The organism is Spirosoma migulaei, assembly GCF_054776855.1.
On record NZ_BAAHBG010000039.1, the window covers coordinates 5,272 to 29,024 of the forward strand.

21 protein-coding genes are annotated in these 23,753 nt (G+C 47.7%); 15 read left to right on the plus strand and 6 right to left on the minus strand.

Annotated elements, in window-relative coordinates:
• The coding region (locus ACYVGO_RS34970; protein ID WP_460973348.1) for a hypothetical protein at positions 1-265 on the plus strand (265 nt) is incomplete at its 5' end.
• An 84-nt stretch (positions 266-349) separates the two neighbouring features.
• Here the strand turns inward: ACYVGO_RS34970 and ACYVGO_RS34975 are convergent.
• The gene (locus tag ACYVGO_RS34975) at positions 350-1,336 is read right to left on the minus strand and encodes an aldo/keto reductase (RefSeq protein ID WP_460973349.1); all 987 of its coding nucleotides are present in this window, start codon (positions 1,334-1,336) and stop codon (positions 350-352) included.
• Between the two features lie 111 nt (positions 1,337-1,447).
• The gene (locus tag ACYVGO_RS34980; protein ID WP_142775335.1) at positions 1,448-2,515 is read right to left on the minus strand and encodes an Ldh family oxidoreductase; all 1,068 of its coding nucleotides are present in this window, start codon (positions 2,513-2,515) and stop codon (positions 1,448-1,450) included.
• Between the two features lie 379 nt (positions 2,516-2,894).
• Here ACYVGO_RS34980 and ACYVGO_RS34985 point away from each other — a divergent pair, with 379 nt between their 5' ends.
• From ACYVGO_RS34985 to ACYVGO_RS35005, 5 genes are all read left to right on the plus strand, one after another.
• Positions 2,895-3,470, plus strand: a complete 576-nt coding sequence (locus ACYVGO_RS34985; RefSeq protein ID WP_142775334.1) for a hypothetical protein — start codon at positions 2,895-2,897, stop codon at positions 3,468-3,470.
• A gap of 90 nt (positions 3,471-3,560) precedes the next feature.
• The gene (locus ACYVGO_RS34990) at positions 3,561-5,573 is read left to right on the plus strand and encodes a hypothetical protein (RefSeq protein ID WP_460973350.1); all 2,013 of its coding nucleotides are present in this window, start codon (positions 3,561-3,563) and stop codon (positions 5,571-5,573) included.
• A gap of 116 nt (positions 5,574-5,689) precedes the next feature.
• Complete coding sequence (locus ACYVGO_RS34995) at positions 5,690-6,106, plus strand: element excision factor XisH family protein (protein WP_460973351.1); 417 nt, start codon at positions 5,690-5,692, stop codon at positions 6,104-6,106.
• Positions 6,091-6,438 carry an element excision factor XisI family protein gene (locus tag ACYVGO_RS35000; RefSeq protein ID WP_460973352.1) on the plus strand — a complete coding sequence of 116 codons (348 nt, stop codon included), beginning with the start codon at positions 6,091-6,093 and terminating at the stop codon, positions 6,436-6,438. The genes ACYVGO_RS34995 and ACYVGO_RS35000 overlap by 16 nt, the downstream gene beginning before the upstream one ends.
• Before the next feature lie 14 nt (positions 6,439-6,452).
• On the plus strand, positions 6,453-7,475 hold the full coding sequence (locus ACYVGO_RS35005) for an SPASM domain-containing protein (protein WP_460973353.1): 1,023 nt from the start codon (positions 6,453-6,455) through the stop codon (positions 7,473-7,475).
• 80 nt (positions 7,476-7,555) lie between these two features.
• Here ACYVGO_RS35005 and ACYVGO_RS35010 read toward each other — a convergent pair whose 3' ends face one another.
• The 3 genes from ACYVGO_RS35010 to ACYVGO_RS35020 all read right to left on the minus strand — a co-directional run bounded on the left by ACYVGO_RS35010 (position 7,556) and on the right by ACYVGO_RS35020 (position 13,893).
• Positions 7,556-8,401: a polysaccharide deacetylase family protein gene (locus ACYVGO_RS35010; RefSeq protein WP_460973354.1), complete on the minus strand. Its 846-nt coding sequence runs from the start codon at positions 8,399-8,401 to the stop codon at positions 7,556-7,558.
• A gap of 42 nt (positions 8,402-8,443) precedes the next feature.
• Entirely contained in the window at positions 8,444-10,963 is a 2,520-nt protein-coding gene (locus ACYVGO_RS35015) for a bifunctional YncE family protein/alkaline phosphatase family protein (RefSeq protein WP_460973355.1), read from the minus strand.
• A 188-nt stretch (positions 10,964-11,151) separates the two neighbouring features.
• Positions 11,152-13,893 (minus strand): bifunctional YncE family protein/alkaline phosphatase family protein, encoded by a 2,742-nt coding sequence (locus ACYVGO_RS35020; RefSeq protein ID WP_460973356.1) that lies wholly within the window; start codon positions 13,891-13,893, stop codon positions 11,152-11,154.
• Between the two features lie 276 nt (positions 13,894-14,169).
• On the opposite strand from ACYVGO_RS35020, the gene ACYVGO_RS35025 reads away from it, so the two are divergent.
• From ACYVGO_RS35025 to ACYVGO_RS35050, 6 genes are all read left to right on the plus strand, one after another.
• A complete protein-coding gene (locus ACYVGO_RS35025; protein ID WP_142775328.1) occupies positions 14,170-14,952 on the plus strand; it encodes a ParA family protein in 783 nt (260 codons plus the stop codon).
• A gap of 91 nt (positions 14,953-15,043) precedes the next feature.
• Entirely contained in the window at positions 15,044-15,964 is a 921-nt protein-coding gene (locus ACYVGO_RS35030) for a ParB/RepB/Spo0J family partition protein (protein WP_142775327.1), read from the plus strand.
• An 82-nt stretch (positions 15,965-16,046) separates the two neighbouring features.
• A complete protein-coding gene (locus ACYVGO_RS35035) occupies positions 16,047-16,883 on the plus strand; it encodes a DUF5683 domain-containing protein (protein ID WP_460973357.1) in 837 nt (278 codons plus the stop codon).
• Positions 16,884-16,966: 83 nt separating this feature from the next.
• Positions 16,967-17,698, plus strand: coding sequence for a 4-hydroxy-tetrahydrodipicolinate reductase (gene dapB, locus ACYVGO_RS35040; protein WP_142775325.1), 732 nt, complete (start codon positions 16,967-16,969; stop codon positions 17,696-17,698).
• 152 nt (positions 17,699-17,850) lie between these two features.
• Positions 17,851-19,023, plus strand: coding sequence for a signal peptidase I (lepB, locus tag ACYVGO_RS35045; protein ID WP_142775324.1), 1,173 nt, complete (start codon positions 17,851-17,853; stop codon positions 19,021-19,023).
• Between the two features lie 136 nt (positions 19,024-19,159).
• Positions 19,160-20,134 (plus strand): N-acetylmuramoyl-L-alanine amidase family protein, encoded by a 975-nt coding sequence (locus ACYVGO_RS35050; RefSeq protein ID WP_460973358.1) that lies wholly within the window; start codon positions 19,160-19,162, stop codon positions 20,132-20,134.
• 90 nt (positions 20,135-20,224) lie between these two features.
• Here the strand turns inward: ACYVGO_RS35050 and ung are convergent, their stop codons facing one another.
• A complete protein-coding gene (gene ung, locus ACYVGO_RS35055) occupies positions 20,225-20,890 on the minus strand; it encodes a uracil-DNA glycosylase (protein WP_142775323.1) in 666 nt (221 codons plus the stop codon).
• A 143-nt stretch (positions 20,891-21,033) separates the two neighbouring features.
• On the opposite strand from ung, the gene apaG reads away from it, so the two are divergent.
• The 3 genes from apaG to ACYVGO_RS35070 all read left to right on the plus strand — a co-directional run bounded on the left by apaG (position 21,034) and on the right by ACYVGO_RS35070 (position 23,737).
• Complete coding sequence (gene apaG, locus ACYVGO_RS35060) at positions 21,034-21,420, plus strand: Co2+/Mg2+ efflux protein ApaG (protein ID WP_111344227.1); 387 nt, start codon at positions 21,034-21,036, stop codon at positions 21,418-21,420.
• 107 nt (positions 21,421-21,527) lie between these two features.
• Positions 21,528-22,307 carry an O-methyltransferase gene (locus ACYVGO_RS35065; protein ID WP_460973359.1) on the plus strand — a complete coding sequence of 260 codons (780 nt, stop codon included), beginning with the start codon at positions 21,528-21,530 and terminating at the stop codon, positions 22,305-22,307.
• Positions 22,308-22,375: 68 nt separating this feature from the next.
• Positions 22,376-23,737, plus strand: a complete 1,362-nt coding sequence (locus tag ACYVGO_RS35070) for a monooxygenase (protein WP_142775321.1) — start codon at positions 22,376-22,378, stop codon at positions 23,735-23,737.
• The last annotated feature ends 16 nt before the right edge of the window (positions 23,738-23,753 follow it).

Here is a 23,753-nt window from a genome sequence, read left to right on the forward strand (position 1 = left end):
GGATTATAACGTCAGTGTGGCATCGGCCGGGGTATATACCTTCCAGTTCCGGGTGGCCAATAGCTATCCCGTTTATAGTGTGACGGGTGGAGTTGCTTTCTTTATGAATAGACACGTTAGCTTCGATATGGCATTGGCCTATACAGGGGGTGATATAGGCGCTATTAATAGCTATCTCGGCGGTACGACAAACGCGCTAACGCCAAATATTCCTAAAGCCCTGAATTTTAGCTTAGGATTCCAGGTTTACTTCGGGAAGAATTAGTGTTGAACAAATTCAGATTCTGTGGATTCTATTGATTCTGTAGGGGCACACAACAGAATCAATAGAATCCACAGAATCTACAGTTTACCACAGATAATGCACCGGATTTTTGATGCGCTCGTCGTAGATGCGTTTTACGGCGGCCATCTGTTCTGGCGAAGGAGCCGGGCGTTTCATCGCTTGCAGATTTGATGTCAGGTGGGCCGGTTTTGATGCTCCCGGAATTATGCAGCTCACGGCATCGAAGGTAAGAATCCAGCGGAGCGCATCGGGTGCTAAATTACTGTCATTTGGGAAAACGGCTTTAAGTTCATCGACGGCGGCTAAGCCAGTAGCGTAATCGACGCCTGAAAATGTTTCTCCTTTGTCGAAAGCCTCACCCTGCCGATTAAACGTACGATGGTCGCTGGCTGAAAAGTGAGTTTCCGGACTGAACGTACCGGTTAATAGCCCACTCGCCAGCGGTACCCGAACAATAATACCCACATCCCTACGGCTGGCTTCACTAAAAAACAGTTCGGCTGGCCGCTGCCGGAACATATTGAAAATGATCTGCACCGTGGTTACGTTCGGGAATTCGATGGCTTTTAGTCCTTCTTCTACTTTCTCAACGCTGACGCCCAGGTGCTGAATTTTTCCTTCGTCTTTCAGCCGGTCGAACAATTCAAAAATCTCCGGTCGATAATATACGTCCGTTGGGGGGCAGTGTAATTGAATCAGATCGAGGGTTTCAAGTCCCATGTTTCGCAGGCTATCGTCTACAAAGTTGCGGAGCGCTTTGGGTTGATACGCTTCGTTGGTATGCGGCTGTAGTCGACGGCCACATTTGGTAGCCACAAAAATTTGTTCGGAGCGCGAACGCACCAGTCGACCAACGGCTTTCTCGCTTTCGCCATCGCCATACACATCGGCCGTGTCGATGAAATTAATCCCGGCATCAACGGCTTCGTTAAGAATACGGTCGGCGTTATCGTGGCTGAAGGGATCGCCCCATTTGCCACCCACTTGCCAGGTGCCGAGGCTAATCTCGGAACTAGTAAAGCCTGTTTTGCCGAGTTTTCGGTAGTTCATATGGATTTGGTTTTGAAAAATTAATGGTAGGTATAGCACGCAGATGACGCAGATTAGGCTGATTTATTATGATTTTTATCCGCGTAAATCAGCCTAATCTGCGGGCCATTTTTACAATTTAACCCCAAAGCGTTCGCCTAACACCTCTAAGCTTTTTATCACGGGTTCTACTACTGGAATTCCATTGGCTAATCGTTCGGCTTCCATCATGCGCTCGGGATCACCGGGAATCAGTACCTGTTTGCCCTCAACGGCTTTTGCCTGACGGAATCGTTGAATCCAGGTATCCATATGGGTTTTAAACTCGTCGGCAGGTCGGAACGCATCAATCCGCATCGCACCAAAAAAGTGTCCCGTTCCTACGCCTACACCCTCATTGGCCTGCATGAAGCCTGCCGTGGCAAAGGGCGGAACCCAGGGGCCGTAGTTCGCGCCTGATAGCACGCCCGAAAAAATATCAACAATGGCTCCCAGCCCGTAGCCTTTGTGAGAACCATGTTCACGGTCGGTGCCGAGGGGTAAGAGGGCGCCCCCATTCCGAATCGCGTTGGCATCGTTAGTTGGTTGACCCTCTGAGTTTTGTGCCCAGCCCAGGGGAATGTCCTGCCCCTTACGCTGTAAAATCTCGAGTTTGCCATACGCAACTGCCGTCGATGCAAAATCGGCCAGAAAAGTGGGTTCTGTAGCTGCCGGTATGGCCACGGCAATCGGATTCGTACCCAGGAGTTTATCCAGCGAAAACGTAGGTGCTACAAGTGGAGCCGCATGTGTCATGGCCTGCCCAATCATGTCGTGCTCGGAAGCTAATAGGGCATGGTAACCGGCAATGCCGAAGTGATTGGAGTTACGTACCGCCACCCAGCCGGTTCCGGCAATTTTCGCTTTGTCAATAGCCACTTGCATAGCCCACGGACCTACAACAAGACCCAGTCCGCGGTCGCCGTCAACAACAGCTGTTGAGGGGGTCTCGTGTACAATTCGCATGTGCGGCTTAGGGTTGATGCGCTCAAGGTCGTAGAGCCGGACGTAGCCGGGCAGACGTGCTACACCATGCGAGTCAACACCCCGCAAGTCGGCGCTAACGAGTACATCGGCGGCTAAACGGGCATCGGTCTCAGAGCAGCCGATAGCTATAAAGATTTGTTCGGTAAACGTTCGGAGTTGTTCGGCAGTAATCATGGGCGCAAAGTTCTGTAAGCCGACTAATTATTTCATCGGTTTCCCCAAATAATTAAACGTTCCATTCCTGTATAGGAGCTATACCACCTCATTATCCTGTACATATAACGATTTTTTCGGATGATCACCGCCAGTTGCGTGTGTACTGAATTTGCCTTTGCACAGGTGCGGCCGGGCGTTGGGTCACGATAAGCGCATCATTGCCAAACGTGAGCAAATTGAGGATGTGAACAGCCGGAAAACGATCGGCAGTAATTAATGGGAGCTAAGAGGAGAAGACTAGCCGGGTAAGCGAAGTATCATCTTAACATTTTTTTAAGAAACAAATGAGGTAGTTTTGGCTTTATTACCCAACCACCTCATTTGTTTCTTACCCACTATGCTTTTTCGCTCCTGTCTGGTTCTGGCTTGTTTTTTTACTGGTTTAGTTGTGTATGCGCAGCCACAGGATACGCTTACGACCGAACAACTTCTGCAACGAAAGGGTACTGCGTATGCGGCATTGCTGCGCCCCTCACGCTACCTGGCTCTCGATGTAAACCACACTCTGGGCGGCTTCCGGCGGTATCGTTATTTTATTGGCGATGAACTTCACTTTAAGGCGCGGGGGGAAAAATACAATGAGCAGTTGTATGATGTAACAGATAGCACCTTCAGTATCCTGATGGCCAACGAGGTGATGAACCGTGACGAACCTGTAACCTTCCGGTTCGATGAAATAAAAACGGTTATGCTTCACCGGCGGATTCCGTTCATAACAGCTGCCGGAACCCTCTTCCCAATTGCCGGAGGGGTATATTTACTGGCCGATGTGGTGAACAATCGAGGCTTTTACAGTAATACGCTGCCCGTAGTTGGTACATTAGTTCTTAGTGGTATTCTGTTTCACCTGATCAGTAATCCGCACATTCGTATCAATAAGAATCATAGGCTGAAAGTGCTGCGAACATACTAAGCTGAACCGCGCAAAACAGACTGCTCAGGTGTCAGAACGACACAAAATAACGGCATTTGGTTTTATAAAAAGTGCGTTTACATTTGCCCCATGGCGAACTCGATCAGCAACTTACAAGCCGACTGGAATCAACAGTACAGCCTGTACACAGACACCTATCAATCGGGGCGTTTGTCGTTCATTCCTAATTTGTTGCCCCAAACCGCTGTGCGTTTTTCGGTCTATCAAACGCTTGAAATTCTGCATAAGCGATTAGGTAACGATACGTTGCGCCGGGCCTTAAATCCGGCTGAAACCATTGATAGCCCTGCCAAAATTTATTCAGATGGCTCGTGGCTTAAACAGAGTAATATGGTTGGGGTAAACGTCCGGACCATAGGCTCGTTTTGGGCTATTATTAACTATGCGCTTACCTTACCAGCTAGTCACGACAGTATTCATCTATTGCCTATTTGGGAGCCGGGCGTAGTTGGTAGCTTGTATGGCATGGTGAGCTGGCAAATCAACCCGGAGTTTTTTGATGTAGCGCTGGCCAGTTTCGTTCCCGCTCTGGATACCGTTGAAAAGCAGCTTAAAGTAGTTACGAACCTGCTTCACGCCATGGGCCGCACGGTGGGCATGGATGTAATTCCGCATACGGATCGGTTTTCGGAAATGGTGCTGGCTTGCCCGTCCCTGTTCGAATGGGTTCAGCGGGATGTGAAATCAGGCAAACCCGATGAACTGGCTGATTATTCCAGCTTTGTGTATCGGTACGTTGAAGAGGCTATCTGGCAGTTTCTAAAGTATCGTGGTGCCGCGGATGGGACACCATTAACGTTTGCCAAAGACGTTTTTTTCTCGACGGACATCGGCATACTGATGGATGATCAGCGTTTTCGTATTTTGTTTGGTAATCCACATGATTATGGTGGACGACTGAACCGGCGGATAGCTCTGATTCGGCACCTCACGGAACAGGGCTTTGAAACATTGCCGATGACGATGGCACCCCCGTATCGTGGACTGCACATTGATAAAGACGATTATACGCTCGATGAATACGGGCAAATCTGGTATCAGTACGCATTCGATAAGCCTCAGGCTATGTCGCGGGTGTTTGGCCCGTTAGCACGATACCGCTTTTACGAATCCAAAGACAATAACCAGAATTGGGAGCTTGATTTCGATCGGCCAAACCGACCGGCCTGGGACTACATTTGCCGTAAAGTGTATGATTGTCAACGCGCCTATAACTTCGATTTCATGCGGGGCGACATGGCTCATGTGCAAATGCGACCCGAGGGCGTGCCCGCCATGGTTGATGACTATTATGATCCACTTCGGGCAATCAAAAAATACGTACAGTCGAAGGAGGTTCCTTATTATGCATTTTTTGCTGAGACCTTTCTGGCTCCACCTGATACAATGGGTTATGGGAATGAACTCGATCATCTCGATGCCATAGAGGCCGATTCAACATTGGGGGATTTGCAGTCCATTGTGGTTGGATCAGCCGAGTTCAAGCGTCAGTTTTCGGATTACTACAAGTACCTGAAAACACGCCGGTTCGCCCCTAATTTTACCGTGATGACGGCGGATAAAGACGATCCCCGTTTCGATGAGTTCTATCGTACCGGTAATCTGTTTCGCTATTTCACGGCGCTGTTTCTAACGGATATGCCTAGTTACGTAGGATTAGGTTTTGAGGTTCGGAATCTACACGAAGACCGTGGTGCTAATGAAGAATATACTAAATTGTACGTTTTCCGGATCGAGGACGATCGCCAGCCCGATAAAGTGACCCACGGTCCATTTGCCTGGGGGCAAAACGCCGATCAGTTTTCTGCCATCTTACGCATGCGGAAATTTGCCGAAAGCATCTGGCCTGAAATTGTAGGTAAAGAGACTCAATGGCTGGTTGCACCAGGTGAGGAAGATTACATTGCCTGGACGCATGATAGCCCAACAGGCTACGTTTTTGCCGCTGGTATGACAGCGAGTTTACCAAATATAATGACGAAACTGCCTAAGGGTGAGGTGGTTTTTGAGGAGGAAGGTTGCCGGGTTTACAAGCTGGAAAACCAGAAAAGTCAGGGAGTAGCGACCGATTCATTAAGCTAAAACTAGTCTATTGAGTATTACCTTTACCTAATGAATCGCAACCTACTCTCGACGGCCTTAATTTTGCTTCTAAACTGACACCCAAACGGGTAGCTATATCGATTTAAAGACATAAAATGGCTCGTGATTTATTTCATCAACTTGTTCGGGAAGCACTCGAAGCAGATGCATGGACAATTACCCACGATCCGTTCGTTTTAAAATCAGGTGGTTTGCGAATGGAAGTTGATTTGGCTGCTGAACAAGTATTCGCTGCCGAACGAGGAACTGAACAAGTTGTTATTGAAGTGAAAAGCTTCATTGGTAAATCAAAGCTAAACGACTTTTATGAAGCAAAAGGGCAGTATGATGTTTACCGGAGAGGATTGAGAAAAGAAGGTATTCAACGAAAACTGTATCTGGCAATAGACGTTGATATCTTTGAATCGTTCTTCCAAAAAGCATTGATTGCCGAAACGCTGGAAGAGGAATTGATTTCATTAGTCGTTTATAACGTACAAACTAGACGCATTGTGCAATGGATAACCCGGTAACTACTTATCGTAATATTGTAGTTGATTTATTGGAGTCATACGCTAAGTTACCATCTACAAGTGTGGTTAATAATGAACTCGAAGAGCAACTTATACTAGACACTCAACGGGATCATTATCAAATATTGACTATTGGTTGGGAAAATAATCGACGTGTATACTATCCAGTTTTTCATATTGATATTCGGGATGGTAAAATTTGGGTTCAGGAAGACGCTACTGATTTTGACTTTGTTGGCGAGCTTGAACGGCGTGGTGTGGCCAAGAGTGATATAGTCTTAGCCTTTCAGGCCCCTTACAAACGGCCATTTACAGGCTATGCCATTGCCTGAAGAACCAAATTTACATGAATCGCAACCTACTCGACGGCCTTAATTTTGCTTCTAAACTGACACCCAAACGGGTAGCTAATGCGCTTAAAGTGCTGTCGAGCTATTACGTTGCCAAACAGACGGGTAACCCCAGGCAGCTTGGATTACCCATGTCCATCTCGTTTGAGCCAACTACGAGTTGTAACCTGCGTTGCCCCGAATGCCCAAGTGGACTGCGGTCGTTTACCCGCCCAACGGGTATGCTGGGCGAAGAACTTTATAAACGCACTATTGACGAACTCCACGAAACCCTACTGTACCTGATCTTTTACTTTCAGGGCGAACCCTATTTGCATCCGCAGTTTCTGGATTTGGTGCGCTATGCTACCGAGCGCAATATTTATACAGCCACGAGCACCAATGCGCACTACCTCACAGATGCTAACGCCCGCAAAACGGTGGAGTCGGGATTGGATCGGTTAATCATTTCGATTGACGGCACCACGCAGGAAGTGTATCAGCAGTACAGGGTAGGAGGGAAGCTGGAAAAAGTGCTCGAAGGTACGAAGAACATCCTGCGCTGGAAAAAAGAACTGAAATCCCGGACACCTCATGTCGTTTTTCAATTTCTGGTGGTGAAGCCCAATGAGCATCAGATTGCTGAAGTGAAAAAGCTTGCCCGAGAACTGGGCGTGGATGAAGTAGGACTCAAAACGGCTCAGATTTACGAATACGAACAGGGTTCCGACCTGATTCCAACCCTGGATCAGTATAGCCGATATGCTCCTCAAACTGACGGAACCTATAAAATCAAAAACGGTTTTGGCGATCACTGCTGGAAAATGTGGCACTCCTGCGTCATAACCTGGGATGGCCTTGTGGTGCCTTGCTGCTTCGACAAAGATGCTCACCACCGGCTCGGCGATTTACAAACCCAATCCTTCGCCGACCTTTGGCATGGCTCAGCTTACCAGGACTTCCGACAAACCCTGTTCCGGTCCCGCTCCGAAATTGAGATGTGCCGAAATTGCACCGAGGGAACGAAGGTGTGGGCGTGAATTAAAGAGCGAAAGCGTGAATGAGTGAAAGAGCGGAGCCATCCCATAGTATTCGCTCATTCACGCTTTCGCTCTTTAACCTACCTCGCCAGGTCTTTATAGCTTATCAACTGAATGCCTTTGGTTTTAATGAGTGCTTTCACCTGGGGGTTTGTCCAGCAATCGGTTACACCCTGACGATCAATGGCGACCTGCTCGTAGCCAATATGATGGATGGCCCGAAGTTCTGGCGTATCGAGCCCAGGGTGGTCGACAAACAGATACGTTTTGCCTGCTTCCAGGCTTTCGAGCATCTTTATAAAGCTTTCTATTTTCTCCTGAGAGGTGGCATGCGCACCCACATAGCTTACATTGGCTACTCCCAATTCATTGGGCATAATGTCGATTTTATATTCTTTCGCCAGTTTTTTGACTAACGTTTTTACATCGTCTCCCATACCTGTACAGCCCATGTGGCCCGAAATATGACTAATACGGGGTATCTTTTTTAAGGCCAGTTCGATCTGCGCCCGAAACTCCTTTTCGACATCGGCCAGTTGCCAGTTGTTTTCCACAACTGAACGTTTGGGATAGTTTTTATTCGGGTAAATCATGGGATAAAAATAGCCGTCAGCATCTTTCAGGCTGGGGCAATCGGATACGGGTCTCCATTTGATATTATCCCATTCGCTGCTAAGCGTCAAATGAATACCCACGTCGACCGTTGGATTTTCGGCCAGTAGTTGAACGGCTTCCGGGAACCAGGGCGAAGGGACAAGTACTTCGATGGATGTTTCGATCCCTTCTTTATAGCATTTTACAAGTGCTTCATTGCCCCCGTGTGCATACCCCATGTCGTCACCACGGATAATGAGTCGGGGTGGTGCCGTTTGGGCAATGGCAGTACGGAGAATAAGAAGGAGTAAAAAATGAGTGAAATAATGCATGAAAATTGGGTTTACAGGGGTTCTTCTTATTTCTTGATGGATTTAATCGTCATCATCGTCCTCATCGTCCTCTTCTTCGTCGCCCGCTTTCCCTAAACGAACAAAAGCTCCCCGGCGTGGGGCAGGCATAATACTCTTGGGGCCGCGCACAGTTTGCCACACAATCTCGCTGAAAATAAGGTCGTCAATATCGTCAGGGTGGGTCAGGTTAAAGAGCGACGAACGTTTCGAGTTGGTGTTGATCGCTACGTTTTTCTCATTGATATCGACACCGGCTGGTCGGGCGGTAAACGGTGTCGAATCTGCTTTTTTGTTGAAACAGCGCCACATGGGCGTAGCAGCCGCATCGTACTGACTCATGGGTTTTAGACCTAGAATTAGCTCCATCGTTCGGAGCATACCCGACGTGGAATACATCGTATGATCGATATAGCCGCGTTTTACAAACCCACCGGCTATAAACGCAATTGAGCGGTGTGCATCCACATGGTCGGGACCGTTTTGGGCATCATCCTCTAAAATAAACACCACCGATTCATTCCAGACTGGGCTTTTGGAAAGGTGCTCCACCATTCTCCCAACGGCTAAATCATTGTCGGCAACGGCGGCATCCGGGGTGGGCAGGCCAACTTTGGCTCCCGATGTATGGTCATTTCCCAGGCGTAGCGTGTTGAGTCTGGGTAATTTTCCGGTAGCTACCAATGCATCAAAATCCTGCTCCCAGGCTTCTTCCCGCCTGGCATCCATATACCCCAGATTAAATCCTTTGAAATCAGGGCAGTAATGGCCATCCAAAACTTTAATATTGGGTTTGCCATCTACAAACCAGCCGTAACTTCGGAACGAAATACCCGCCCGCTGGCAATGGTCCCAAATGAACCCGTCGCGTGGGTGGGCAATTTCTTTCTGACCTTCGTAATCATAGGTACCACCCCGACCGCCATAACTGGTTACCCAGTTTTTTTCAACATAATCATTGGCATAAGCCGCCGATGACCAGTTGTGTCCATCCGCACTGACTTCCGCATCGACGTAAAAGTTGTCCAGCAGCACAAATTCTTTGGCTAAAGCGTGCTGGTTGGGGGTCACTTTTTCAGGGAACAGACAAAGTGCTGGGTCACCATTGCCTTCTTTCATATCCCCTAAAATCTGATCGTAGGTTCGGTTCTCCTTAATGATATAGAACACATACTTGATGGGCGACTGGGACGACATGCCGCTCCCACCCACCTGCATTGGAATTGGGTTGCCCGCTTCGCCTTCCGCCTGTAACTCTTTGTTTTTTGTGTAGGGCGTATTGGCATAAACCAGCCGCGAGTAAGCCGCCAGGATTTCGGAATCGGGCGTGTCAATAATCGAGAGCGTACCTTTGAATAAGCCAGCTATGTACTGCACAGGTCCGGGGTTTGCCTGGGGGTTAGGGCCAACTTGTTGTGGGGTCCGCGTTCGCACCGGGTTGGGGCCTCGGGGATTGGCTTTCGAGGAGAATCCTTTTCCGTTAGTAACGAAGATCTTAGAGCCAATGACTTTAACCGACGTTGGGTACCAACCTGTAGGGATAAAGCCGCTTGACTGGCTATGTCCTTTCCGGCTTACATCGAACACGGCCAGACAGTTGTTATCGGCATTGGCGATATAGAGCGTATTTTCATCATCGCTCAGAGCCAGGCCATTGGGCGTAGTGCCAAGGGGCGCATTAGGAAAGAGCGAAGTGGTCAGAGTTTCGATTATCTGGCGCTTTGCTACATCAAGCAGGGCCACCGTATTGTCATTGCCGTTTGCCACAAACAGATACTTGCCATCGTGTGTGAGCAACAGATCATTCGGGTTCTTATTGGTCGCAATTTCAGCCGTTATCGCTGGCGTATTCACATTAATGACCAGCACCTTCGAGCCGCCCCAGAGTGAGACAAACAGTTCATTCTTATCCGGCGATAATAAACAGGTATAGGCTGCAGCACCCAGATTCAGTCTAAAAAGAACTTTTTTGGTTTGGGTATCGGCAATGTAGAGCGAGCTATCTTCTTTTGTGACAATGTAGATTCGGTTTTTTGCCTCATCGACGCACAGACCTGTGGGAGAAATTTTAACCGGCCAGGGTTTGCCTAATACGATTGGCTCGTCGGGCACCAGTTGTTGATTCTCGATTTTATAGACCAGGATTTTATTGTCGTTACCACCCGAGGCATACAATCGCTGTTCGTCGGCGCTAAAGGCCAGCCCTAAATAGGATTTTCCAACTTTAGCAGTATCCAGGATTTGTTCTGTGCTGGCATCAATCAGGGTAATGCTTTGGGTACTCTGTCCATTGTTCGTAACTGCCAGGTATTTTTTAGAAGGAGAAACGACCAGATTCAATGGTAAATCATCCAGGTCAAGACTACGGCCAGGCGGAGTTAAGGACCAGCCATTCGGTAAATTAACTCGATTAGCCGCCAGCTTTTTATAGGTTTCAGCTTCTTCCGATGACTGGGAGGAATTGCTTTGCCGATGACAACTGATCGCTGTAGCAAGCAGTAAAAACAGGCTAAATCCGTAACGAAGTGTTGAGTAGTTGGCCATGACAATAAAGTTGAATTTGCGAAATGAAAGTAGTACGCAATGGTGCTGAAGGTATTCATCTACCTTCAGTTTTACCAGAGGCACAGAGAACACAGAGCTGTCTATTGATCATAACGCTGCGTTGTCTGTGCCTCTATGGTAAAAAATAGTTAGGCTAGTTAGCTAAAGGCTTTAGCGCTATATCCTTACTAATCATCATCGTCGTCATCCTCTTCTGCGCCCGCCAATTCAGCGGGGTAGCGTTTTTTGCCTTTTGCCGTAAACCATAGAATTCGATTCAGCAGATCATCATGCCCCCGATCAATCAGGAAAAAGCCATGCCGTTTAGAGAGGTTGGCAAAACGCAGTGCTGGGCCTTTTAATCCTGTTGGCGATGGATTCATGAGGTTCAAATTAACGCGATTAGGCAGTACGTTATATTTAAAGGACAGATCCGGATTGTCGGAAAAGCAATCAAACATGGGCAGAGCGGTGGCATCCAGGATGTTCATTGGTGGTAAGCCCAAAATCTGCTCCATCGTTCGAACCATAGACGTCTGATTATAATTGGTATGAACGGTTTTTTGCAATCGCGAGTAGGGACTGACAATATAGCCCGTGGTTCGGTAGGCCGATATATGATCCCAACCCGCCTGTGAGTCATCTTCCGTAATAAAAATGACGGTCGATGCGGCAAAGCGACTGTGCGTGATCGCATCCACAATTCGGCCTACGGCTAAGTCGTTATCGGCAACCATCGCTCTCGGTACTGGGAAGGCTGGGTTTGTTCCGGTCGTATGATCGTTAGGCAACGACATTACCATCAGGTTCGGCAAGTCGGCGTTTGGGTTGGCAGCTGTTTCATTTAGCTCATTGATAAAGGCATCGGCGCGCATCTGGTCGCTGATGCTTTCATCATCGCAACCCGGAAAGTTCTTCGAAAGCACAGGTCTAACCCGGGAAATAGTCGTGGTGTTTGTAAAGGAAAAGGGCTTGTTTTCCTGGCGCAGTTCATACAACCGTCGCCAGTCGTATTGTTTCTCATCGAAGTGACAGGTGCAGGCTTCGCCGTATAAGCGAACCGTTTTGCCGTGATCGAGCGCGTTATTCCAGATCAGGCCTTTTTTGTCGTAGACCATCGCATCGTACAAGACGTGCGGATAACTTCTGAACCAGGCCCGCACGCTCTTCTCGGTATAGTCGGTAACCATAGCCGCACTGGCCCAGTGGTGCCCTTCTGCCGACGATTTGCCGGAAACATGGTAGTTATCGAGCAGCAGGTAGTTGCGGGCAATCCGGTGTTGATTGGGAGTTATGCTATCGCCAAATATGCACAAATCGGCCATTCCGCTTCCTTGTGACATATCGCCCAGAACCTGATCGTAGGTGCGGTTCTCCTTAATAATATACAGAACGTGTTTAAAGACTGACGGCTCGCCGATTCGTTCGGGCACGGGTTTGGGCGCTACGCCTGGTCGGGGAACCTGCTCCGTTAGCGCCAGCCGAAACTGAAGACTCTGCTGTTTTACCTTTTCGGTGAAGGCTGCTAACTGCGTCTCATCTGGTACAGGAATGAAGGAGATTGAGGCCAGCTGTTTGTGAGAGTTGTAGGCTTTCAACTCTTTTTTCGTCGGGTTTTTTCCTTGCCCGCCCTGATCAACAGGGTTGGCCACGCGTGCCCCAACCGCTTCGAGGTTGGTCACGTAGAGGTCATTGCCATTCAGGACAATGCCCGATGGGTAGGCCTGGGTTGGAATGTACCCCTTAATTTGGGGGCTGCCTGTACCCGCAGTAGCTGCTTTACTACCCAGGGAAATGACGCAGAGTGCGTTATCCATCCCATTCGCTACATAGAGCGTAGTCCCTTCCGGGTTAATAGCTAAGGCATTTGGCGTACTACCGATATACCCATTGCCTCGATTGAATAAACCCACAAAAATCGAGTCAGTTACCTGTTGAGCCTGGGCATCAATAACGGATACATAATCGCTGTTGCCATTAGCTACATATAAGAATCGCTGGTCAGGACTGCTAATGATGGCGTTAGGATGTAGCCCAACGGATAATTCCTTTTCTACTTTTCCCTGCTTTATATCAATGATCGACACTGTTCCCCGCGCCATAGCTCCCGTCTTCGGGTCAATGTAGGCACTTCCCCAGGGCACACCGGCGGTTTCGAAGCCGTTTGTTACATCGGGAACTGGTCCTGCCCAGTTCGTGATATAGGCTTTATTGCCAAGGATCGTCAGGCCGAAAGGGGCAACGCCGGTTGGAGTCGTCCAGATAACCTGCTGGTCTTTTACCCTGACTTTCACAAATTGATTGTTGCCATTCAGGACTGTATATAAATAGAGTTCGCCCGCTTCTTCCTTAACCACGACTTCGTTGGGTAGTGCAATAGTTGCCGGAGCAATAGCCTCGAATGGAATTGTCCGAACCAGGCGGGCGCGAGTGCCGTCCCAAACGGCCTGCATTACGTAGGAGTTTGGCTTTCCTCGGCCGCCCGCTCCCCAGAAAATGTAGGTTGAGTCGTGATAAACAATCGCTTTAATGCCCGAGAAGGAGCTCATACTTCCCCGAACGCTCGAACCTTTGTTGTAATCCCATCGCGAAATGAGCTGTTGCTGTTTCACATCGAAAAAAGCGACACCATACCGGTCTTCTACAGCCAGGGTTTTCTTATCCGGCAGCAGCACCGCATCCAGGCTGTGGTTTTCAAAACTGGCATCGCCAAAACTGACTGACTTCCCGGCTGCGTCGATGATTCGATTATAAGGCATCAGAAACGGAGAGCTGTTACTATATAAGGTACTGTCATCCGTTGGAATCTTATAGCCCGATGAAGAGCTACTGATTGAGGTAATTGGGCTGAATCGGTGACAGCCTTCCAGCGCGAACAAGCTGAATAGAATGAATAGCCCGTAAGCAACTGGTGTAATGTTGATTTTCATAGAAGTTACAGTGACAGAATCGAGAGGATAAATATAGGGCTTCTGCCCCTTAGTTATGAAAGAGGGATAGATGTGAATGATGGATTGAGTAGCTAAACTACCCGGCTGTTGGCAATTGCTACTACATCGTCAGATTAAGTTAGTATGAACCTTTTTGATTAGCTACTGAGTATCAGTGCGAAGCATAGCTAATTAAATTTTGTGGAACATTCCGTGGAACAGTTCTTGCTTTCGTGGAAACTATCCGGCATCTTTGGGACTGCAACGCACAGACCCATGGGTAAAGTCATTGCTATCGCCAACCAAAAGGGGGGCGTCGGTAAAACTACGACAACAATCAATTTGGCCGCCAGTTTGGCCGCCCTCGAATTTCAGACGCTCATTGTTGATGCTGATCCACAGGCGAACTCCACGTCAGGGTTAGGTTACAATCCGAAAGAAATCGAGAACAGCATTTACGAATGTATGGTCGAGGGGGTTCGCCCTCAGGACGCTATTATTCAGACGGACTTTCCGAATCTGGATTTGCTGCCGTCCCATATCGACCTGGTCGGGGCTGAGATCGAAATGATTAACCTTCAGAACCGGGAGGATAAGATGAAGACAACGCTCGATAGCATTCGGGACGACTACGACTTCATCATTATTGACTGCTCGCCTTCATTAGGTCTCATTACGATTAATAGCCTGACTGCCGCTGACTCGGTCATTATTCCGGTTCAGTGCGAGTATTTTGCACTCGAAGGGTTGGGCAAACTGCTCAATACCATAAAGATTATTCAGTCGCGGCTAAACACACATCTGGCTATTGAAGGCATTTTGCTGACGATGTATGATTTGCGTGTTCGTCTGTCAAATCAGGTTGTAGGCGAAGTCACGAGCCACTTCCAGCAGATGGTATTCAGTACCATCATTCCGCGTAACATTCGGCTGAGCGAATCGCCCAGCTTTGGCGTTCCGGCCCTGGCGCAGGATGCCGACAGCAAAGGAGCCGTCAGTTATCTGAACCTGGCCCGAGAGATTCTGATTAAGAATGGCTTGATGCCGCAGGAAGCATAAGAATTTACGATTTACGAATTACGATGTGTGATTTAGGCTTACGCGACACACATCGTAATTCGTAAACCGTAAATCGTAAATCCATAAGTACATGGACAACGCAAACACCAAAGCACCGAATAAGAAGATGATAGGATTGGGCCGTGGCTTGGGTGCCTTATTGCACGATAGCGAATCGGTTAGTCGGCAGTCGAAGCCGTCGCCGTTTGAGTCGATTAGTACCATGACCGAAATTGGCTTGGCACTGATTGAAACAAACCCGTTTCAACCCCGAACCCGATTCGATGTTGAAGCGCTTCAGGAACTCGCTGACTCCATTCGAACTCAGGGTATTATTCAGCCCATTACGGTTCGGCAGTTAGGGAAAGAGCGGTATCAGCTTATTGCGGGTGAACGCCGTTTGCAGGCGTCTAAGATTGCGGGTCTGACAAGCATTCCGGCTTATGTTCGTACGGCCAATGACCAGCAGATGCTGGAAATGGCGTTGATCGAGAACATTCAGCGTGAAAACCTCAATGCCATTGAAATTGCCCTTAGTTATCAGCGACTCATTACCGAGTGCAGCCTGAAGCAGGAAGAGCTCGGCGAACGCGTTGGTAAAAACCGTACAACCGTTAATAACTACATCCGATTGCTGAAGTTACCCCCGGTTATTCAGGCGTCGCTTCGTGACAATAAGATTTCGATGGGCCATGCCCGGGCTATTATCAATATTGAAAATCCCGACGCTCAAATCCGGCTTTTTACAAAGGCTGTTGATGAAGAATGGTCGGTACGTAAAGTTGAAGAAGCCGTTCGGAATCTATCTGACGATGCGCACGAACTGACAAGTACCCGGCGAGTTACCCTACCCAAACAGGAAATGCGGAGTCTTCAGTTTAAATTGTCGTCGCTTTTTGGTACCCGCGTATCCATAAAAGCCGATGAGAAACATAAGGGTGAAATTAAGATTCCGTTTACTTCTCAGGAAGAACTGACTAAAATTCTGGAGGTACTGAACTCGCAGAGCTAAGCTCGTAGACGCAATCGTGTTAAATTACTTTAAAAGGGGGATCAAACGGACGAACCAGAGAAGTCTTGTACGTTGTCTGTTTATGAAGCCGTTTTCAACCTCATTCGTTGTTTTCCTATTGTTGCTGTTAATGGCCGGACCGCTCTTTGCGCAGCGCCCTGCTATCAAGCCAGCACTGACACCAGTTGCTATTGACTCGACCCGGCAAGTGCGCTCGGCGACCGATACCATTCCTAACACCATCCGACGAAATGGTGTGCCGGTTCAGGTGGGTAAATCTGTACTGACGCCAGATGATGATTCAACCTCATTGGACGGTCCCGATACGCTACGCGTAACGGCAAAGCAGGAAGCCCAAATTCATAAGATTGTCCCCAAAAAGGCAACCATACGCGCACTTATTCCTGTGCTTGCGTTGGGCCAGGCCTACAATCGACAGTATTATAAAATGCCCTTTGTGTACGCTGGCTATGGTGTAATGGGTTATCTATTCGTCAGATACCGAGCTCTTGCGCAAGAAGCAGAAGTGGGATATCGCCGGCTACTCTACAAGGAGCTTGTAGCGCCAGCGTACCCTGTTACTCTGGATCCTACTTTATTTCCGACTGGGATCACACAGGCGCTTACTGTAGATGCTGAATACAAGCCACTACCAGACAAAGTCCTTATTGGTCAGCAATACTTTTATACATCGGCGGGTGCTAAGAATGCTTATGACACCTATCGACGTTATCGGGATTTAAATATTCTGTTGTCCGTAGTTTTGTATGCTGTCAGTATTGTAGAAGCCAATGTGGCAGCTCATTTGAAAACTTTTGATTTAACCGACGACATCTCGATGCTCGTTGAACCCAACGTACTGCCTATGCCCGGATCGGGTTTTGTGCCGGGCGTGAGGGTAGCCTTTACATTTAAATGAATAATGGATAATGACTAATGTAAAATGACCATAGACCGTCAAGCATTATTCATTTTACATTAGTCATTATCCATTTACTTATTATGAACATTCTACTACTCGGCTACGGCAAAATGGGTAAAACGATCGAGCAGATTGCGCTCGGACGGGGGCACCAGATCGCAGGACGCATTGATGCCGATAATCACGCAGATTTAGCCAATCTGGAACCTGATGAGGTTGATGTCGTTATTGAATTCAGTTCACCAGAGTCGGCGGCCGAAAATATAACCTATTGTCTGGAGCGGGGGTGGCCAGTAGTTTGTGGGACAACGGGCTGGCTCAGTCACCGCACGGAAATTGAAGCCTTATGCCGAGATAACAAAGGCGCGTTTTTCTACGCATCCAACTATAGCATAGGGGTTAACTTATTTTTTCGGTTGAATAAAACGTTAGCGCAGTTCATGCGGAACTATCCATCGTATCATGTGTCGATGACCGAAATTCATCATACCGAAAAGAAGGATGCTCCAAGCGGAACCGCCATCACATTGGCCGAAGGTGTAATGGAGCACTTACCTACCAAGCGTCGTTGGATCAATAATGAATATGGGCACGAACCCACCCCTGTGGGTGATGATGCCATCGAAATTGAGTCGTTACGCGAAGGAACCGTGCCCGGTACGCACACCGTTCGGTACGAATCGGATGTAGATCGAATAGAAATTACCCATACGGCCCACAGTCGGCAGGGATTTGCGCTTGGCGCCGTGGTTGCTGCCGAGTGGCTGGTGGGCCGTGAGGGCGTGTTTGGCATGGATGACTTACTGGGGTAATGATGAATTATGCATAAATGGCCCAATAAAATCGCCATATCTTCGTAATTTCGTTACTGATTTACAGGAGTCTTATAGTTTCGATACCTCATTTATCACCGCGTGGGCGTCGGATGCCGATGCCACCCCGTCATAATTCATCAGTAGTAAATATGTCTGAAGTTAAAACCAGAGCCGAAGTGCAACCGGCTAAAGCGAAGAAATCGCCCATTCGGGAGTGGTTCGATTCCGTCTTATTTGCCGTCGTGGCTGCTACGTTGATTCGGTGGCTGTTTATGGAAGCCTTCACCATTCCAACCCCCTCGATGGAAAACAGCCTGATGGTTGGCGATTTCCTGTTCGTAAGCAAGCTGCATTACGGCACCCGTACTCCTCGAACACCCCTACAGGTTCCGCTTACCCACCAGAAAATTTGGGGAACGGATATTCCATCCTACAGTACAGCTATTCAGTTGCCATCGTATCGGCTACCCGGTTTTACCCACGTTAAGAATGGCGATGTCGTTGTATTCAATGTGCCACCTAAATACCTGAACGACAATATTGATTATCCCGTTGACCTGAAAACCAATTACATCAAACGGTGCATTGGTATTCCAGGCGATGTACTGGAAGTACGGCAACGCGAGGTGTTTGTGAACGGAAAACCATTTCCCACTCCTCCGCGCTCTGAGCAGAAGTATTTCATTAAAACGACAGAAGTGCTGGATGCGAATTTCTTCCGTAAGTACGATATCGTAAATGATTATCGTGACCCCAGCCAGCCAACGGAAAACTGGAAGCCACTGGAGCAATATAACGACTCGACCAAAACCTCAACAATGGTGGGTTACAGCGTTAATACCACCCAGGAGGTAATTGCTAAGTTCAAGGGATTTGATTGGGTGAAAGGCATTGAACCGATGTCTGAAAAGCCGGGTGAAATGGCTCCTATGATTTACGGCACACCAACGTTCAAATGGAACCACGATAACTTTGGCCCAATCACGATTCCGAAAAAAGACGTAACGATTCAGCTTAATGCGCAGACTATTGCCCTATACGGACCAGTTATTCAACTCTATGAAGGAAACGACAAGGTTGAAGTAGCGCCAACGAGCATTAAAATCGACGGGAAGTCAATAACCTCCTATACGTTCAAACAGGATTACTACTTCATGATGGGCGATAACCGCGACAACTCACTTGATTCGCGATTCTGGGGATTTGTCCCTGAAGATCACATCGTGGGTAAAGCCGTATTTGTCTGGATGTCACTCGACCCTAATCCGGCTAACATCTGGAATAAAATCCGATGGAATCGCCTGTTCCGGACGATTGATTAACAAGACTGAAGCATACGATAAGCTAAACCCCCAGATTTGCCTATGCATGTTGTAGCAAATCTGGGGGTTTGGCTTACGCATAATTTGGTGACTAATTGACTCGTTTATAAGTCTATACGTTGACAATTTTTTAGTTATGAAATCGAATGACGGCAACTGTATCTGGACTGTAATATTCCTGATTTTAATCCTGAGTCCTGGAGAATCTCATTTGGCGTTGGCCAAAGGAAAAGGTATTCACGCTAATGCCCGGACAAATCATAGTAAGAGCCGAGTAGCGAAAACGCTTCGAAAAGCATCTGTAAGCCGTAAGATGCGGTTAGTCCGTCATAAATCGAGTAAGACACTGAACGCAGCAAAGGCTGAAAAAAAGGGAAATTCTCTATTGCCCACGTCGTTACCGGGATCAACTCATGTGACCGTTAAAGATCAGAAACTGAAAGGGGCGGTATATTATTTGGTTTCGGGACATGGCGGGCCAGACCCTGGTGCCATTGGACGGTACGGGAAATACGTGTTGCCTGAAGATGAGTATGCCTATGACGTAACGATCCGATTAGCTCGTGCCCTCATGGAGCACGGCGCTACTACCTACATGATTGTCCGTGATCCGAATGATGGAATTCGGGATGGGAGTTTATTAAAATTGGATCATGATGAGGTTACCTATCCTAATCAACCGATTCCATTAAACCAGACCTTGCGGCTGCGTCAGGGTACGGATGCCGTCAATAAATTACACGCAAAACATCGGGAGGCTTACCAGCGTATGGTGACTATTCATGTCGATAGCCGAAGCGAAGGCCAGAACATTGACGTCTTTTTCTACCACCATGAAAATAGTAAGGTGGGAAAAAAGTTAGCTAAACATATTCATAAAAGTTTCCAATCTGGCTACAAGCGCAGCCAGCCTACGCGTAATTATTTAGGCACCGTATCGGATCGAAGCAGTTTATATGTGGTTAAAAATAGCCACCCGCCTACCGTTTTTATTGAGTTGGGAAATATCCGTAATGGAAAAGATCAACAGCGTTTTTTACTCGCCGATAATCGGCAGGCGCTGGCTAACTGGATCTGCACAGGTTTACAAACAGATTATAAGTCGCATTGATTTTCGGTATATGGTTTATGATGGCCGATATCTCAGCATTGTTCGCGCTGGTCTCCATACACTGAAAGCTATAAACCGACTACCGTAAACCTACCATTCAATAGGAGCCAGTCCATTGCTCTCCAGGTATGCATTGGCCTGACTGAAGTGTTTGGTGCCAAACCAGCCACCATAATTAGCCGCCATAGGGGAGGGGTGCTTGGCTTTCAGAATCAGGTGCTTTTTGCCGTCGATGATTGCGCCTTTTTTTTGAGCATAAGCGCCCCAAAGCATAAAAACAACATGGCGTTTTTCGTCGGAGATTAGTTTGATAACCGCATCCGTGAACGTTTCCCAGCCTTTCCCCTGATGTGACCCCGCCTGCCCTGCGCGCACGGTAAGGGTAGCGTTTAATAGCATAACACCCTGACTGGCCCAGCGTTCGAGATTCCCAGACTTAGGCACCGGTTTGCCCAAGTCGTCCTGTATTTCCTTAAATATATTGATTAATGAGGGGGGCTTCGTGATCCCGTCGGCTACCGAGAAGGCGAGGCCGTTGGCTTGCCCTTCGCCATGGTACGGGTCCTGACCAAGAATAACAACGCGCGTGTTATCAAAACTACATTTGTCAAAGGCATTGAAAATCAATCGGCCGGGCGGAAAAACACGTTGCGTACTATATTCATGCCGAATAAACTCGGCAAGTTCAATGAAATAAGGTTTGTTGAATTCAGCTTGCAGGTGGATTTTCCACGATTCGGCAATGGATACGTTCATGAAGGGAACTGATAAAGGTGATAAGGCATTATACGCCTACGAGCGCTAGAACCTGATCCTTGAAAATATTTTCATGGCAGTTCTTGCGTAACAAAACTAATCAACTTAATTTTCGTTTTAAGGTTGCAAACGATACTAAATTTATGGTTTCGTCAGTCACAGAAGGCGTAAAAGTTAGCGTGAAGACTGAGTATCAGGCCGATTACTCAAGTCCGCTCCAAGCCCATTACGTATTTACCTATCGAATTACTATTGAAAACGCCAGCGACTATACCATTCAGTTGCTTCGTCGTCATTGGTTGATCTTTGACTCGAACGGAACGGTTCGCGAAGTGGAAGGCGAAGGCGTTGTGGGTCTACAACCTGTATTGGAGCCAGGTGAGGTGCATGAATACGTATCGGGCTGTAACCTTCGGTCCAGTATCGGGAAAATGACGGGTACGTATCTGGTCGAACGGATGATTGACGGGAAACAACTCCGCATTGGTATTCCCGAATTCACGATGGTTGTCCCTTATAAGTTAAATTAATGTACAATGGATAATGAACAATGGTCAATGAGTAATGATTGGCTCCATTGACATTCATGTAGAGCTGCTAGCCTTCATTATCCATTAGTCATTATCTATTATTCATTTTGATTACCGCTTATCTTCGTTACCTAAGTCGCGCCCGCGACGAACATTCGCTTCATTCTCCTTTTCTCTTTTCCTTATACACAGAGGTTATTCGGGCTAAACGGGCCTCTAATTCTTTATTTACGCCTATGCAGTTGTTGCGAAAGGAGCTACGCAGACGTAATGAACTCATTACTATTGCTGATTTTGGCGCTGGCTCCAAAGTGAATCCATCCCGGCAACGAACAGTTGGTGATATTGCCCGCAATTCGCAGAAACCGGGTCGCTTTGGTCGGTTGTTGTTCCGGCTTATTCAGCGATTTCAGGCAAAGAATATCGTTGATCTGGGTACATCGCTGGGTATTACAACCGCCTATCTGGCCGAAGCAACGAAGCCGTACGGGGGACATGTACTCACGTTTGAAGGTTGCCCGGAAACCGCGGCCATTGCCCGGCAGAATTTCACCCACTTAGGTGTTCAGAATGTGGATATCGTTGTGGGTAACCTAGACGAAACACTGGCTTCTGCGGTGGTCAACCTAGCGCCAATTGACTTTGTCTTTTTCGATGCCAATCACCGCTACGAACCCACTGTACGTTATTTTGAAACATGCCTGACGAATATCCATAATGATACCGTTTTTGTATTCGACGACATTCATTGGTCGGCAGAAATGGAGCAGGCATGGGCTTATATAAAAGTACACTCAAGCGTCAGCGTAACCGTTGATTTGTTCTGGGTAGGCTTGGTTTTCTTTCGGCAGGAACAGCCGAAACAGGATTTTGTCCTACAGTTTTAATGAATAGTTAACGGAAATTCTTTCGAATTACGTTATCTTTCGAAAGGACATTTGTGCCTAAACCAATTATGAACTTCCTGACTTATACGCGCTTAGGCCTGAGTATTGGTGTTTCGGCTGTGCTGCTGAATCTGGTGTCTTGTACTAAATCGGCTACAGACTCTCCAGATCCTGCTAAAATGGCCTCTTTCGATCTGATTCAGCAGAAGATACTAACCCCTTCCTGCGCTACATCGGGCTGCCATTTGTCCGAAAAAGACGCCACATTCATCCAACATGGGCTTGTACTGGCTGCGGGTGTCGCTTACGAAAACTTAGTGGGCGTTGATCCTAAAAATAGTGATGCCAAAGCGGATGGTCTCAAGCGGGTAAAAGCGTTTGCATCGTTGGAAAGCTTACTATACCATAAATTGAATATTTCGGCTGGTCACCATTCGGGGAAGCAGTATGGTAATCCAATGCCGTTAGGTGGTGCAACCCTACCTGATGGGCAAATTGAGTTTGTTCGGCGGTGGATTGAAGCGGGAGCGCCTAAGACAGACAGTGTAGCCGATGCCAAATTGTTAGATGATAAAACGATTACGGTAACTACCTATGAACCCTTACCCGTTCCGGCAGTTGGAGTGGGTTTTCAGATGGCTGTACCTTTGTTCGATATCCAGCCAAACTTTGAGCGGGAGCTATTTACGCGTCGGCTGGTTGGTAATACGCAGGACATTTATGTGAATCGGTACGAAACCAAGATGCGCAGTGGAAGCCACCATTTTGTTGCGTACGATTTTCAGAATAAAAGTACCCTCCCGAATCTAAATGACATTCGTGATCTCCGTAACCCGGATAATTCACTTAATCTATTGACGGCTATTTCCATGTCGAACCATGTGTATTTCGCTGGTTCGCAGGCTCAGTATCAGGATTATGTGTTTCCGGCCGGAACCGCCTTGCTTATTCCAGCTGGAGCATCGCTCGATCTGAATTCGCACTTTGTCAATAAAACGACAACAGTTATGAAAGGCGAAGCACAGATAAATTTGTACACAGTTGATAAGTCGACTGTACAGAAGGTTGTGCAGACCCTAAATCTGAGTAATACAAATCTTACGCTTCCGGCCAATACGCGCGTTACAATGACGAAATCATTTACGTTCGATAAACCTCGTAAGGTTCTGACGCTAACCTCTCATATGCACAAGCTAGGTGAGAAGTTTGTCATAAAAATCAAAGGCGGCACGCGTGACGGTGAGGTGGTTTATACCTCAACGGACTGGGAACATCCTGATATAATCACGTTCGCAACGCCCATCAGCCTACTGAAAGGCGAAGGGCTTACTTCTGAAATTACGTACAACAACACCACAACGAAAGCTGTCAGTTTTGGCCTGACCAGCGAGGATGAAATGGGAATCATCTTCGGCTATTATTACGAGTAGAGACGCAAGGATGCGT